Source organism: Acidiphilium sp. PA, from assembly GCF_026191915.1.
Taxonomy (GTDB): Bacteria; Pseudomonadota; Alphaproteobacteria; order Acetobacterales; family Acetobacteraceae; genus Acidiphilium.
On sequence record NZ_JAIMBY010000040.1, the window covers coordinates 1 to 15108 of the forward strand.

10 protein-coding genes and 2 pseudogenes are annotated in these 15108 nt (G+C 55.2%); 3 read left to right on the forward strand and 9 right to left on the reverse strand.

All coding sequences use genetic code 11. The annotated features are described in order from the left end of the window. Positions 1–211: 211 nt before the first annotated feature. The 4 genes from AruPA_RS20315 to AruPA_RS20330 are packed head-to-tail and all read right to left on the reverse strand — an operon-like array spanning position 212 to position 1756. On the reverse strand, positions 212–898 hold the full coding sequence (locus tag AruPA_RS20315) for an IS66 family transposase zinc-finger binding domain-containing protein (RefSeq protein ID WP_265638570.1): 687 nt from the start codon (positions 896–898) through the stop codon (positions 212–214). A 60-nt stretch (positions 899–958) separates the two neighbouring features. Beyond that, positions 959–1312, reverse strand: coding sequence for an IS66 family insertion sequence element accessory protein TnpB (tnpB, locus tag AruPA_RS20320; RefSeq protein ID WP_265638571.1), 354 nt, complete (start codon positions 1310–1312; stop codon positions 959–961). Then, positions 1309–1521, reverse strand: coding sequence for a hypothetical protein (locus tag AruPA_RS20325; RefSeq protein ID WP_265638572.1), 213 nt, complete (start codon positions 1519–1521; stop codon positions 1309–1311). Before AruPA_RS20325 ends, tnpB begins: the two co-directional genes overlap by 4 nt. Then, the gene (locus AruPA_RS20330; protein ID WP_265638573.1) at positions 1499–1756 is read right to left on the reverse strand and encodes a transposase; all 258 of its coding nucleotides are present in this window, start codon (positions 1754–1756) and stop codon (positions 1499–1501) included. The genes AruPA_RS20325 and AruPA_RS20330 overlap by 23 nt, the downstream gene beginning before the upstream one ends. 195 nt (positions 1757–1951) lie before the next feature. Between AruPA_RS20330 and AruPA_RS20335 the strand changes: the two genes are divergently transcribed. Continuing rightward, on the forward strand, positions 1952–2911 hold the full coding sequence (locus tag AruPA_RS20335) for a crotonase/enoyl-CoA hydratase family protein (protein ID WP_265638574.1): 960 nt from the start codon (positions 1952–1954) through the stop codon (positions 2909–2911). 49 nt (positions 2912–2960) lie between these two features. Here AruPA_RS20335 and AruPA_RS20340 read toward each other — a convergent pair whose 3' ends face one another. Both AruPA_RS20340 and AruPA_RS20345 read right to left on the reverse strand, forming a co-directional pair. Further along, positions 2961–5423: an ATP-binding protein gene (locus AruPA_RS20340; RefSeq protein ID WP_265638575.1), complete on the reverse strand. Its 2463-nt coding sequence runs from the start codon at positions 5421–5423 to the stop codon at positions 2961–2963. Then, a complete protein-coding gene (locus AruPA_RS20345; protein ID WP_265638576.1) occupies positions 5423–7573 on the reverse strand; it encodes an EAL domain-containing protein in 2151 nt (716 codons plus the stop codon). The genes AruPA_RS20340 and AruPA_RS20345 overlap by 1 nt, the downstream gene beginning before the upstream one ends. A 1274-nt stretch (positions 7574–8847) precedes the next feature. Between AruPA_RS20345 and AruPA_RS20350 the strand changes: the two are divergent. Next, a pseudogene (locus AruPA_RS20350) lies at positions 8848–9864 on the forward strand (IS110 family transposase). A 151-nt stretch (positions 9865–10015) separates the two neighbouring features. Here AruPA_RS20350 and AruPA_RS21900 read toward each other — a convergent pair. Together AruPA_RS21900 and AruPA_RS20355 are read right to left on the reverse strand one after the other, a co-directional pair. Next, positions 10016–10435: an IS3 family transposase gene (locus AruPA_RS21900; RefSeq protein ID WP_408859080.1), complete on the reverse strand. Its 420-nt coding sequence runs from the start codon at positions 10433–10435 to the stop codon at positions 10016–10018. Further along, complete coding sequence (locus AruPA_RS20355) at positions 10432–10692, reverse strand: hypothetical protein (protein ID WP_265638577.1); 261 nt, start codon at positions 10690–10692, stop codon at positions 10432–10434. The genes AruPA_RS21900 and AruPA_RS20355 overlap by 4 nt, the downstream gene beginning before the upstream one ends. 179 nt (positions 10693–10871) lie before the next feature. On the opposite strand from AruPA_RS20355, the pseudogene AruPA_RS20360 reads away from it, so the two are divergent. Then, positions 10872–12218, forward strand: a pseudogene (locus tag AruPA_RS20360) (IS1380 family transposase). 290 nt (positions 12219–12508) lie between these two features. Here AruPA_RS20360 and AruPA_RS20365 read toward each other — a convergent pair. Further along, positions 12509–15108, reverse strand: a 2600-nt coding sequence (locus AruPA_RS20365; RefSeq protein WP_408859082.1) for a beta strand repeat-containing protein, incomplete at its 5' end; no start/stop codon positions are given.

Here is a 15108-nt window from a genome sequence, read left to right on the forward strand (position 1 = left end):
CCCTTGACGGTCGAACCCCCGACGAGGCTTATTACAAGATCGAAAATTCAGCATTGCCGGGGCTAGCCCCGGCAATGCTGAACACCAAACTGGCGGCGTGAATGCAACCGGAAAATAGCTTAAACCAGCCGCCAAACTGTCCGATCAACTGGGACCAGCTCACTGCTTCCTCTTCACGCCGATCTCTGGCTCCTCTCTCGACCGGCCAGCCTTAGCTTAAACACCTGTCCAAAAAACCGGAACCGCCGCACAGCGGCAGATGATCGAGGTATTTCGACACCACGATCATCGCGAGCAGCGAGGGTGTCGCGCGGCCGCGCGGGATCGGCAGGTTGGGGACCGGCGCCTGGCTGATCGCATCGCACCGCTTGCAGGCGTATTTCGGCCGGACATGCCGGATCACCTGGAACCGGCCGGGAATATAATCGAGCACCTCGGTCACATCTTCACCAAGCTTGCCCATCGCAGCACCACAGGCGGTGCAGGTGCAGGCGGCATCATGTGCCGGCTCGTGCACGATCGTCTCGCGCGGCAGATGCTCCGGCAACGGCGCGCGCTTGGGGTTGGTGGTTCGTTTGACTGGCGCGGGCGCCTCGTCGATGGCCGGTTCCGCGGGGTCGTCGCCGGCCACTTCATCGGCGCCGGTCTCCAACTCCTCGAGCTGGAGTTCGAGCTGGCCGATCTGCCGGTCGAGCCGTTCGGACGAGCGGCCGAATGCCATCCGCCGCAGCCGTGCGATCTGCACCTTCAGCTTCTCGATCTCGAGTACCCGGAGTTCCAAGCCGAACTTCGCCGCCTGCAATTCGGTGGAGGCCGCCGCCAACTCCTGCTGGCAGGCCAGCGCAAAAGTGCGGAGCGCATCAGGATCGGTGGGTAGGGCGGCGCTGGCGAGCGACATGGCAAAATCCTACCAAGGCCCGATCGTCCCCACCAGAATCAATCCCGAATCGCAGTCCGATCAGATCAGCATTGGTCGTGGCGTCGGGGGCGGTGCTATCGTCCGCCGCCAATCCATCGCCTCGACCAGCAAGGCAAGCTGCGCCAGCGTCAGCGTCATCGACCCCTCGACGATCGGCGGCCAGACGAACTTGCTGCGTTCCAGGCGCTTCGCGAACAGGCACAGACCGCTGCCGTCCCCGTGCAGCCCCTTCAGATAATCCCCGCGTTTGCCCCGGAACAGGAAAAAATGGCCGCTGAATGGGTCGGCCCCGATGATCTGCTGCACCCGTGACGCCAGGCCGTCGAAGCCGGCGCGCAGATCGATCGGCTGGCACGCCAGAAATACCTTCGTGCCCGGGCCGAGGTTGATCATCGGACCTCGCGCACCGCAAGCAGAACCCGACGCAGCGCTTTCTCGCTCACCACACCATCGAGCCGGACCCGGACACCATCTGGCAGATCGATCTCGATCACCCCGACACGCTCGGCCAGCGTCAGCCCAGCACCGCGGCTGTTCGTCGTTGCCGGCGCATCAGGCTGCGGTGTTTCTGTGGGTCCATCATCCCGGGACGGCGCGATCACCCCCAAGCTGTACGAACGCCGCAGAGCCGGCCGGTAACAAACGCACCGACCTGGGCTCAGCGGCAGCTTTCCACGCCGATCGCCAGTTGTAGAGCAGACTGTCCGATATCCGATGACGCTTCGCCACCACCGATACCCGACCACCCTCGGCCTCGACTTCCGCCAGCAAGGCAGCCTTCTCGGCCGCCGACCACATCCGGCGCCGCTCAACCCGCGCGACGATCTCCCCCTCCAACAGCCGCCTCCTTATGAGCCTCCAGAAGGAGTCCAGCTAAACCGCTTGCGATCGCGCCACTACACGGCCAAGACCGCGCGCTTACGAGCGTGCGATAGGAAATACGACTGTTCCCTCAAGAACAGCGCTAATAGGATCTTAAGATATCGCGTGGATAATACGGTTATCAGCTAAGTCATATCAAATGGAGTTTTTATGACCCATGTAAGAACCAACCAGTGCCTATCTAAAAAAGTCAGTGCTATGACAACTCGTCAGAGTTGGACCCCGAACCAAAACCAACCCATTGATGAGCACCTTCGTGACCTGAGACTGGCGGAACTTACGACCTCGTTCAGTAGCGACGACAAGACGCTATGGTGTTGGATGAATCCTCATCAGCGGCCATGTTTCACGCCGACTTTGCTCAAAGAAATCGACGCGTTGCAACGTTTCATTACCAACCGCGTAGATGAGGCAACAACACCGATCGAATATCTTGTGCTGGGTTCATCTGTCCCAGGTGTGTTCAACCTCGGTGGTGATCTTGTTTTTTTTGCTGAAACAATCAAAAAGCGTGACCGTGCTGCGCTCCAACACTATGCGCGCGCCTGTGTGGTTGTGGGGTACACCAATCATATGGGATATAATAATAAAGTCACATCTATTGCGCTTCTTGAGGGCGACGCTCTCGGTGGCGGCTTTGAATGCGCACTTAGTTGCGATATTCTGATCGCCGAACGGCACGTTAAATTCATGTTGCCGGAGATATTATTCAATCTATTTCCTGGCATGGGAGCTTATAGTTTTTTGTCACGACGTATTGGTGCGCATAAGACGGAAGATATGATGAAGAGCGGTCGCTCGTACAGTGCAGAAGAAATGCTTGAAATAGGTGTTATTGATTACGTCGTTGAGACGGCGACTGGTAGAGAGTCGGTCAGCGAGCTTATTACGCAACAAGCACGTCGAAGGGGCGTAATGAGCGCGCTTTATCAGATCCGTCGTAGGGTTAACGGCGTATCACTATCAGAGATGAACGACATTACCGATCTTTGGGTTGATACCGCCATGAGCCTCACTGACGCTGATTTGCGCAAAATGTGTCACCTCGCTGCAGCACAGGATCGTCTTCGCGCCCGCTCATCCCAGCAGTTGGTGGTGGACAGGGTATGATGCCAATGTCGAAACGTATGATCGACCGTTATTAAACCAGAAAATAAAATTAGTTATAAACAATCGTTGCGAGTGAGGCATTCACGCGATTGATTTCACTGCCGATATTTTGAACCAAAATCCTTGAGTTATCCGTAAGATCCGCAGTGGAGATCGTCTGACAAGGAGAACATATTTCTGCTAGATGATGCGCGCCGATGTTTGCCGCGATACTGCGTAAAGCGTGAGCGCAAGCCCGAAAGCCAAGAACGTCACCTTCGGCACTGACCTGCTGTAAGTGTTGAAAATTATCTTTGATCTCGGACTGAAAGGTCACAATGAGATCGTGAAGGAATGTGTCGCCTCCAAGATTGCGAAGCCCGCCGATTATCTCAGCCTTAATGGCTGGTGGCATAGTCGTTGACGCCCCAAAGTTCGGATTCTCCTCCGTCTTGGCACGGTCTTTGGCAAGGTATACACCTATCCGTGAGGGGCATGATTCATCAACAACCTGCTTCACCAACTCCAAAAGGACCATCGGTTCAATCGGTTTTACCATACAAAGTACCATGCCCGCGTCTAGGCATTGCTCGCGCGTCGACGGCGTAGCATCGGCGGTCAGACCGATAATTGGCACGATGTCGGCCCCCTGTGCAGCCCTATGGTACGCCTTGGCGGCTTCAATTCCGCCCATCTCGCGCATATTGACATCAAAAATGGCCACATCGAAACGCGTTTCGGCGAGAGCGGCTAATGCCTCCTTGCCGTCGTTCGCCACGGTGACCACGTGCCCGCCGGCGCTCAAAATCATCTCCAGCACAGAGCGGTTCGTCGCATTATCATCGGCTACTAGAACTCGAAACTGATGTTCGGAGTGAGGTAACCGCTCTTGACCATAAGGTGGGGCTACGATCCGGCAAAGTCCTGCTACTCTGTCAAGAAATCTTGCTAAGGCTTCTTTTGTGGGGTCATTTGATAAAATTGTTAGGAACTGGCGCTGAAGGAGTAGTGGTGGCAACCCCCCTTCTTTATCGTCGCTGAGCCCCACAAAAGCCAGACGATCAATGGTATGGATGGAATGATCGATCCTCGCCGGGTCCACAGCAGCAAAGGCTAGAACTCCAAATAAATGAGGTTCTTGCATCGTCGTCGTCCGAATTGACTCGGAGCGGATGTCAACGCCTTGCTGAACAAGAAGATCAAGTAACGGATGGATCGAATTAGCGCCGGTCGAGACGATGAAGGCGCGAAGCCGCGGACCATCAGGTACGGCGCTATGATCTGGCTCTTGCCGACCAAACGGGACACAGAACGAAAAGACGCTCCCGTGGCCAACTTGGCTTTCGACATGAACCGTCCCGCCCAGCAACGTGACGTTATTCCTGACAAGCGTAAGCCCTAGGCCGATGCCCCCAAATCTCTCATGGACTGTCGCGTTCGCTTGAGAGAACATTTCGAAGACACGTGGTTGTTCCTCTAACTCAATCCCCCGGCCTGAGTCAGCGACTTGGACATGCAAAAGGATCGTCTCGTCTCGCTCTTCAAGACAATCGATCCCGATCGTGATGTGGCCATGTTCAGTAAACTTGAGAGCGTTTCCAACAAGATTTACAATGACGTCATGTAGTTTTTGCCCATCACCATACAATAGTAGCGGTGTTCGCGCTGTCACATGCACGTTAAACGCAAGGCCCTTCACGGTGCATGGCAAGAGGAAAATGGTACGAATGTTACCAATCAGGGTTGCGAGATCGAAATCCGTCGGCACGAGTGCGGTCCGACCCGTCTCAATCCGTGCGATGTCGAGCACGCCATCTATCATCGATAACAAGCTGCGGGCAGCTGTCATGATGGTTTGGCTCATGCGCATCTGATCGGCCTTAAGATCACTCTGGTCCAATAGTGTTGCCATCCCAATGATTGCATTGAGAGGCGTCCGAAGTTCGTGGCTCACACTTGTCAAAAATAACGATTTTGCCTGGCTAGCCAACTCTGCGGCTTCACGTGCCTCACATAAGCGCTTGATGAGGGTCAGCGCGTAAAATGGAACGATTGTCAAGGATATGAACCCGCCGACAACCTCCGCTTGATGGTCCCACCAATATGACGTCGTCAAAACCATCAAGCTGAAACCGCCGAGGGCAACAATCATCGAAAGCCGGAGCGCGCTCGCACCGAATCGAAAGCCGTTCCCGAACACGATCCAGAGATATCCGGCAAATTGCCACATCGTCGCGGACCCGCCGATATGCAACTCGTAGGAGGCGGCGCCACAATCGACCATCAAGGTGAAAACTCGTCTTATGGGACACGCATGCGGGTACCGCAATAAATGCATGACGATAAGCGAGCCAAAACCCAGATAGGCAACTGCCGCACTGACGGCTTCCCATCGGCCCACTGAGTGCGGTAGAAGCCAGTTGTTAAACGCAATAGCGGCGATGCCGACAATCAGACGATTGATAGCCATCTGTTGTTCGCCATCCACAGGCATCGTAGGCCATTTGACGAGATGCTGAGCTAACGAACTCATCAGGCAGTAGTTAATGCGCAGATGGTGTTGCCAATCCTCATCAATGTTTGTTCACAATCGTGGTTCTCCTGATGCCAGGTCTCGCACATATGCTCAAGTAATTGGGTACTATCCATGGGATCACCGATAAAATGGCCTTGGGCCAAGGTACATCCAAGTCGGCGTAGTGTGAGCGACTGATCCGGCGATTCAACGCATTCAGCTAACACATCTAAGTGCAGGGCTTTTCCCAAATTAATGATTGCTGTGACTACTGCGAGGCTATGGTCGGAGCCAAGGTCAGAGATAATGGAACAGTTGAGCTTCAAGGTTTTGATATGACGGCAAGAAAGGTAAGAAAGAGCCGAATGCCCTGCACCAAACTCTTCGATTGAAAACCGGACGCCAGCCTGATGCAATGTGTCAAGTTGCTGAAAAATATTCTGATCATCGGTGAGCACGAACCCCTTTGGCAACTCAAGTTCCAGCAGACTGGGTGGAAGCCCTGTTGAAGCGAGGGTCGCCATGACCTTAGCGCTAAGTCCAGGGTCACGAAATGTCTGGGCTGATAGTGTGATGGCAACGCGCAGAGCTTCGCTTCGCGTTTCAAGCCATACTTTGGCCTGGGTACATGCCTCACTCAACACCCACTGGTCGAGTTCCTGTATCACTCCGATTTCTTCAGCGACCGGTAAAAACGTTTCAGAACTCACGATGGCATTGGTGGTTTGGTTCCATCGTAGAAGTGCCTCAAACCCAACCACTCGATGAGATTGTAAATTGCGTTGCGGTTGGTAGACGAGGAAAAATTCCTGTCTTTCGAGGGCGCCGCTCAACATTGTTTTGATTCGGAACGTATTTTGTGCGTTTTCCTGCATATCCGTGGTAAAGAATTCAATATTATTACGGCCGCTAGCCTTGACCTTATACATTGCAAGATCAGCGTTTTTCATGAGTTCGTGGGCATTCGTACCGTCAGAGGGATACATTGTAACACCAACACTAGCGCTTATATGGATAACCTGATCATCAATTAAAAACGGCTCCTGGAGCGCATTCTTTATTCTATAGGCTAGATTATTGTTCGCATTATTGCGATTTAAACCAATTTGGATAACTGCAAACTCATCGCCGCCTAATCGCGCAACAATGTCCTCGCTACGGATAATGCTCTTGAGGCGTTTGCTGACAGCTTGTAACAACATATCACCATAATGGTGACCGAGATTATCATTGACGGTTTTGAAGTGATCCAGATCAACATAATAGAGAGAAAAAGGACGCTGGTCATCGTGATTACGTTCGATTTCGGCTGCGAGCCAGCTGTTGACAAAATAGCGATTGGGTATTTCCGTAAGGCAATCATGTTCGACCTGGTATAGTAGCTGCGTTTCAGCGGCCTTTCGCTCAGAAATGTCCAGGGCAGTTGTTATGATACCAATGACAGCGCCAGTCGGTCCTCGTAGTGGAGACTTTGTAGTGAAAAACACGCGCTTTAAACCGGACACATCCCTTAAGGTCTCCTCGAGACCGCCAACTGTTTCTCCCGTTTCGATTACGCGGTGGTCAATAGCCGTTAGTGGATCAGTAGGTAAGTCGCCAAGAACATGGAGGCGATAATTATTTGAGAATAGCAAGGTACCATCGTAGCCGGTAGCACTTATCATTGCCGGAACGCTATCAATGACCTGGATGAGTTGTTCATGATTGTTACGTATTAATTGAATATTATGTCTTTTTGAGGCTTCCAGTTGAAGTTCCAGGTCAGCGGCACGTTCGCGCTCCTGGCGCTGATGAGCACTCAATTTTAGGAGGTTTCTGATGCGTGGTTGGAATTCCGCGTGACGGACCGGAGTTAGCAGAAAATCGGTTGCCCCAGCCTCAAGTGCCTCGATGCGAATATCACTATCGTCGTAAGCCGTCGTGACAACGATGGGCATATCGACGCAGGCTGGGATCATTCGTATTTCTTTAGTAAGGTTAGCCCCAGTCATTCCGGGCATCTTGTAATCTGTGATGACCAGGTCAGCGCTATTAACCCGAAGCCATTTAATCGCCTGGCACGGATCCTGGAATGACGTTACGGCAACAGGTAAATCGATTGACTCTGACAGCTTTGTATAAATCATTATGTTTGCGGCTGAGTCGTCGACGAGAACAATTTTCTGCATTTCCGTGGTAACCTTACAATTGCCATACAGGTCTTGTATTTTTGCATAATTGATATGCGACGAAATATATAATAAATAGGTGCATTGAATAGTTATTCAATTTTGGAATGTTTTTCAATAAAATATGCGATTGTGGTGGATCGACACGCGAAAGAGAGGTGTTGTCAGATCGTGGTGAGTTGGACTGAGGGACCGTTTGTGATAAAAATTATCGATGTCACGTCGAGCAGTGTGATTGACGAAACGAAATTGAGGCGAAAATTGCCGAAGTCGGCGTGATGGGGAGTGTTTCCGAAAGACGTTGCCTACATTGTTGGAATACCGAATAATGACGGTAACGGGTATTTGCTGATAGTATCTTGTCTTTGCCGTAAACATAATACCCCTTTATATATTGCGGGACGCTATCGCTATAGTGCGCCCTAATGATATAGCAAAAACGCATTCCACTGAATTCAATACGAAAACTAGAGATCGTCATATTGTTTCGGATGCCGTAGATGCCACAGTCGTTCATGAGCGGCTACCAAACTCTCAACCCCTTTGCGTCTATTCTCCGACTTTATATTCGGCTCTCGTGCTACCATGCCCTCCAGGATTTTGAGGAGGTCCCGTGCGACATCAAAGTCAATCTGATCGCAGGCCTGATGGAACGACATGAGAATCTTGTCCGACAGTCGGCGAGTGTAGCGAATTGGCACCTGAACTTCAGCCCTTGGCGGCTCAGAATCGTTCTGGGTCAGGGTTGTGTCTACCATACGATGAATCCATCTAAGGGCGTGGGTGGTCCTTAAGGTAGCAATCTGACATGAAATTTACTAAACATCAACTCTGGATAGCAGTGTCCTTTTGCGATTTTGGGTGGGGATTGTTGACGGGCTTACTGCGGCGCGGAGCATATCGGTATAGGGCGGGTAAGTCGTTCCTGCTCGATCTTGTCGTGATAGCAGATGCTGTTCCGCTAGCGACGCCATTGTGCCGGCATGTTGGGTTCTGCTGGTAGGTTTTTGTGCGCGGGTCGGCCGCGTGTTTTCAGCTGATACTGGGTGTGGCTCCAAGCGGCCAGGCACCTGCTTCTCGTTCAGCAACCGGCAGAATTCGGCGATGTTGGCATTCAGGCCGGCGGGGCTGTGGGACTCCCGGTGGCTGTGACAATGGAGTTCGGCCCACTTGTGCTGATGAACATTGATGGTGTGGAACGCCCCCTCTTCCTGGCGTTTAGTGACGACGGTCTGCTGTAGGATGCGGGGCCGTCAACATAGGAGGGCATGGCTATGAGTGAGATCGTAACGATCGGGTTGGATCTGGCGAAGAATGTTTTTCAGGTTCACGGTGTGGCTGCCGATGGCCGAGTGATTGTTCGCCGGCAGCTCCGGCGCTCGGATGTCCTGACGTTTTTCCGGAAGGTTTCTGCGTGTTTGGTGGGCATGGAGGCATGCGGATCGGCGCATTACTGGGCTCGTGAAATTGCTGCACTAGGGCATTCGGTGAAGATTATGCCACCTGCCTACGTCAAACCCTACGTCAAACGTGGCAAGACGGACGCGGCGGATGCAGAGGCGATCTGCGAGGCCATGACAAGGCCGACCATGTGGTTTGTTCCGGTGAAATCAGCCGAACAGCAGTCGGTGCTGATGTTGCACAAGACCCGTGAGTTGCTGGTCCGCCAGCGGGTGATGCTGACCAATGCGCTTCGCGCTCACCTCGGAGAATTCGGCATGGTCGCCGCGCAGGGGCTGGTCGGGATGAAACAGTTGTCCGAGCTGTTCCATGGATGTGGCGCGACATTACCCGCACTTGCTCGTGACGCGCTGAATGGGGTGATCGCACAGATCGAAAGTGCGGAACGTCAGATTGAGGCAATCGAAGCGAAGATCATGGCATGGCATCGCGGTAACGAGCAGAGCCGGCGGCTAGCGGCGAGTCCCGGCATCGGTCCCATCACCGCCAGCGCGATTGCGGCCGGTGTACCGGACGCGACGGTATTCCGATCTGGAAGGCAGTTTTCTGCCTGGCTCGGATTGACCCCCCGATCGCACAGCAGTGGCGGCAAGGAGCGGAATATGGGCATCACCAAGTAGGGCGACGGATATCTACGGCGTCTTCTCGTGGCGGGCGCGACGGCTGTGCTGCGCCACGCGCGGCAAAGTAATCCAAGCCGGGCGTGGGCATCTCGTCTGATCGATAGCAAGCGACCGAAGGTCGTAGCCGTCGCATTCGCCAACAAGACCGCTCGTATCGCCTGGGTGCTGATGGCAAAGGGACAAGAATATGTTGCGCCGGCAATCTGACCCAAAGGGTGGATCGCGTCTGGCGTGATCGAGATCGCGTAGAGGTGCTAAGGAATGATGACGAACCGGTCGCATCCGGGAGTTGACGTAATCCGTTGGGCCAATGCGCTTGTTGAGCGCGCAATTTTGAGCGCGCAATTTTGATCGGAAATCAACTCGCGGACTTCATCATGGCCAGTGTGGCTCTGCCACGCATTGAACAGGCCGTAGACATGACTGCATGCGATGATCGCCTCGTTCCTGTTTTACCCTTGCGTGACGGGGGCGTTCCAGACATGTGCTCGTGGTTGGGCTTGCTTGTGTTTGGCTTTGGCCGGACCGCGCAGAGGCCGAGTTTTTTCATCAAGCGCCGGATCCGCCGGCGACCGACCGAAATTCCCTCTCGCCCCAACGCTACCTGCAACCGGCGGCTGCCGTAGACCGGATGAGCGGTGAAAATCCCGTCGAGACGGGCCAGCAGATCGATCTCCTCTGCCGACTCCGCCCGTGGCCGATGATAAAAACTGCTGCGCGCAACACCGAGAAGTGCGCATTGCCGGTTGATGGACAGCTCCGCGTTCGGCGTAATCATCGCCCGCCTCTCAGCAGTCGGGAGATGGCGGGCTGCCCGGCAAGAAAATCCCGCTCAACCTGCAACTGGCCGATCTTGCGGTGCAGATCATCGATCATCTTCTGCGCATCCTCGGCAACGGCCGCCTTGTTGCCGCGCTCGAATAATTCCCCCGCGCGCTTCACCAGCTCCTGCTTCCACGCGCTGATCATCGTGGCATCAACACCAAATTCAGCCGACAACTCCGCCAGGGTCTTCTCCCCCGACAGCGCCGCCATCGCCACACGAGCTTTGAATTCCGCCCCGTGCTGCTTCCTCTTTACGCCCATCTCTGGCTCCTCTCTCGACCGGCCAGCCTTAGCCCGCATTATGCATGAAGGTCGGCGAGCATAGCATAAACCGTTGATTCGGTGTAAGAATTTGTTGTCGAGACAAAACTTCACCACGACGGACCGCCATGCTCGCCTCGGTTGCAAATACCCCAATTCTCCCCGGTCTGTCACCTGTCGCCGGCAAGTCGATCGAGGCCCGGTTCGACGGCGATCTGCTTTCCTCCGACGGGGGGTTGCTGGGGTTACGGGCCATCGAGCAGCGGCTCGGCATCGCAAGTCGTTTGGTCGCGTGCATCGATGATCCTCGTGCGCCCGGGCGTGTGGTCCATGGGCTCGACGAAATCATCCGGTTTCGCATGCTGATGATCGCGGCCGGCTATGAGGATGGCAACGACGCGGACAGGTTGCGCCGCGATCCGATCTTCAAGCTCGCGATGGAGCGCCTGCCCGAGGCGGGGGATTTGTGCTCGCAGGCAACGATCTCGCGCACTGAGAACCTGCCCGGACCCCGCGCTCTGCTGCGCATGGGCATGGCGATGGTCGAGCAATACTGCTCGAGTTTCCGCAGGGTGCCCAACAGCATCGTGCTCGACATCGACGATACCTTCGATGCCGTCCACCGCGTATAGCAACTCTGTTTGTTCAACGCGCATCACGATGAATACGGTTTCCAGCCGATCGTGGTGTTCGATGGTGACGGCCGTATGATCGCCGCCGTGCTGCGCCCCGCATGCCGACCGAAAGGGAGCCAGATCGTCAAATGGCTGCGCCGCCTGATCGGTGCCATCCGTAGCCACTGGCCGCGCCCCGCGATCATGCTGCGCGGCGATTCCCACTATTGCACGCCGGAGGTGCTGCGTTTCTGTCGCGCGCGCGACCTGAGTTACATCTTCGGTGTTGCGCCGACATCGACGCTGCGCAAACACGTCATCGCTCTGGAGGCCAACACCGCGGCCCGGGCGGAACAAACACCGGGCGAGAAAGTTCGGAGGTTCAAGGAGTTCCATGATGGTGCGGCAAGCTGGGACCGCGTCGAGCGGATCATCGCGCGCGTCGAGGCCGGACCGATGGGGGTCGATACCCGCTTTATCGTCACCAACCTGAAGGCTGGATCGCCACGCACCCTGTATCAAAACATCTACTGCGCGCGCGGCCAGGCTGAAAATCACATCAAGGCGTGGAAGACCCATCTCGCGGCCGACGGCACCTCGTGCTCGCGGGCCAGCGCAAACCAGATGCGTCTGTTTCTGCATATTGGTGCGTATTGGCTGATGTGGACTTTTCGCTCCCTGATGCCGCGTCGCTCACGCTGGCGCGGCATCCAGTTCGATACCTTGCGGCTACGCCTGATCAAACTCGCCGTCCAGGTCGAGACATTGCAGAAATCAATTCGCCTGCATCTGCCGCGATCGATGCCGGATCAGGTCATTCTCCGCTACGCTCTGGCCAGACTGCCCAAATTGCTGGTCTAAACTCAGGGGCGGTTGCCCCCACCCGGTCCCGATCTCATCCAACTCCAGCGCCGACACACCGCCGAGACCACCAAAACCAGCCCAGATCGGCCGGTGGGTCGTCACGCACCCACGACGTCAGGTTACCCAGCGCCCATCAAGGAAAATAAGGAAACTCGCTTGGTGAATTATCCCGGTTAGCTTAAACACCTGTCCAAAAAACCGGAGCCGCCGCAGACTTATTGGGGGATTCGCACGACTAACCTCCATCATGCGGGTCAGCATGATGGAGGCTGCGAAATAACGATAAATTACACGAGAGTAAGCGATGTGCCATCTGAAAGCGTAAGCGTATGTCCACCATCGCTTACCATCGATCCCGTGATACTCGTAAAAGCAGAGCCAGGTACGGACGCATACCTTATTGTATCCGTGCTGGAATAGCCATTTATAGTTATGTTTCCCGGAACGCGCGATCCGGATCCAAAAAGATTAACAGTATTTCCATTTCCGGTTAGGTCAATCATAATCGATCCGCCGTCATGAATAGAAATATTTGCCCCGACATTCTGAATAGTTACACTACCGCCATTGCCGAAGACATCAACCGGACCGGTCCCGCCTGATAGAGTCGTGTTCCCTCCGCTAGCCGTAATAGCCTCGGTGCCGGTACCACCAATCACCAGATTGCTGGCACCGCCCGCATAGAAACTAAGGCTTCCCGATCCCCCCGAAATTGTCGACATCTCTTGACCATTCGTGACAACGGTCTCTGCATTAGCTCCGAGACTCAGGAACAATTGGTTGCCACCGCTTGGTAAAGCGCCTCCAGCGAACACAGTGTCAGCAGCGCCAATCACTGTGTCGTAAGAAGTCCAAGAGCCGCCCGGTACGGACATCACGTCGGTAGAGCCAGTCATAAGCACGTTGTTGAAGCCGGTAGCCGTCACCGTATCGGCGGAGCCGGAAACGGTCGCCGCCACTTCTCCGCTGATCGAAGCCTGGTCCGCGGTACCGGTTATGTTCAGCCTTGCATATCCGCTAGATGTTACCGTGTTGTTGGCTCCGCCGATCGTTTGTAGCGCCGTCTGGGCGCTGATGGTCGCCTGATTACCGCTCCCTTCGAGATCGATTGGGACCGAAGTATTTGCGCCTGCCGTGATCGTCGCATTAGTGCCAAGTTCAACGACATTGCCTCCGCCGAACTGCCACGGCACATTAATCGTATTGCCCTTCCCGGTATCGGTCGTTGTTCCGGCCGTCACCGAGACAACATCATTGTTGCCTGTAAGATCCAAATTGCCGTAGGTCGCGTAATTGTTTGAACCTGCGGCGCCAACGGCATCGACCGTGTCGGCACTGCCGGACAATGTCACGGTTTCCTGCTGATAAGTACGTCGGGCGTCGATTGCCGATCCAGAAACCGAGTCCGTGACGTTGGTGTAGGCGCCAAGAACGGTTTGGCTTCCGCCATTTTGAATGACGACGCCGCCGTCGATTGTGACAGGACCCGTGGGTATCGGCGTAGGAGTGGTTTGCTCGAACCACGAACTGCCCACGTTTCCAGCACCGGAACTCAGGTCCAGGAAAAGCATAGTTGTTCCGGTGGCGAGTTTCACGACATTCGGCGAACCGGATACCGTTACACTATTGGAAATAATCTGATTGATCGCAGACAGGCTGAGCGGATTTCCCGAAGAATCGAGGACGCGTATTTTATCGATGGTTGGATTGAAACCCGAGATCGTTACCGCACCGCCAACAGGGCCCCCGACTTCATAGAGGTTTGGTGTGCCGGCGGTATTGGTCGCCGTGATGTTATGCCAGCCACTTGTCGCGTCGATTGTGTCTCCCGATCCAGAAACGGTCGCCCTCGTCTCGCCGAGGAGAGCTACGCGATCGTTGGTGCCGGTCACGTCGATTATCGAGTACGTTCCCGCCGTGACAGTGTTATTCGAGCCACCGATGGTATCGGTGACAGATTCGGAGTTGAAATTGGCAATATTTGCGCTGCCTTCAATGTTGAGAGCGGGCGAGGTGAAGGAAGAAGTTGAAACCGTATCGCCAGTGCCGGTAAGGGTTATTGATAGAGAGCCAAACGTGTAAGGTACGACTACTGAATCCCTTGAACCGGAAACCGTAACGCCACCGCCGGTAACCGATATCGCATTGTTGTCTCCGGTCATCACGATGTTGCCGTAAGTAGGATAAAGCTTTGGGCCAGGTCCGCCGATCGCATCGATACTATTGGAACCACCGGTCATAGTCACTGTCTCGGTTCGACCTGTCATGGATGCATCGACTGCGGCGCTTGAAATTGAATCAACAAATGCGGCATTGAAAACACTAGGGATTGTCGCATAGGCGCCGCCGACGACGCTGGTGACGACCGGCGCGGGCGGGGGCGGTTCGGGCGGGGGTGAGGTGGGTGGCGGCGCGGTGCCGCCGCTACCACTTGTTGAGCCATTGCCGGTGGGTGAGCCCGAGCCGGTGGGTGAGCCTGCGACGGTGGGGATGGCCTGCTCGCTGAACCACGCGCTGCTGATGCTGGGGGCGCCGACTGTTTCGATGGTGAGGGTTTCGGTGGACGATACGTGCAGGACGACACCGCCGCTGATGGTTGTGGCGCTGGTTATGATGTTGGCGATGCTGACGGGGGCACCGGCGGCATCGACCAGGTCGAGATGGTCATACTGGGGGTTGAAGCCGGAGATGGTGACGTCGCCGCTGGCCTGCTGGTTGATGACGAACAGATCCTGGCCGGTGCCGGGCGTGAGCAAGGCGGTGGTGCTGGCCTGGATGAAGGTGGCACCGCCGCCGGCCTCGATGGTTTCGTTGCCGGAGCCTGCGAAAATATCGTTGCCGTTGGGGCCGCCGATGATGGTGTCGGCGCCCGATCCGCCGAACAGGA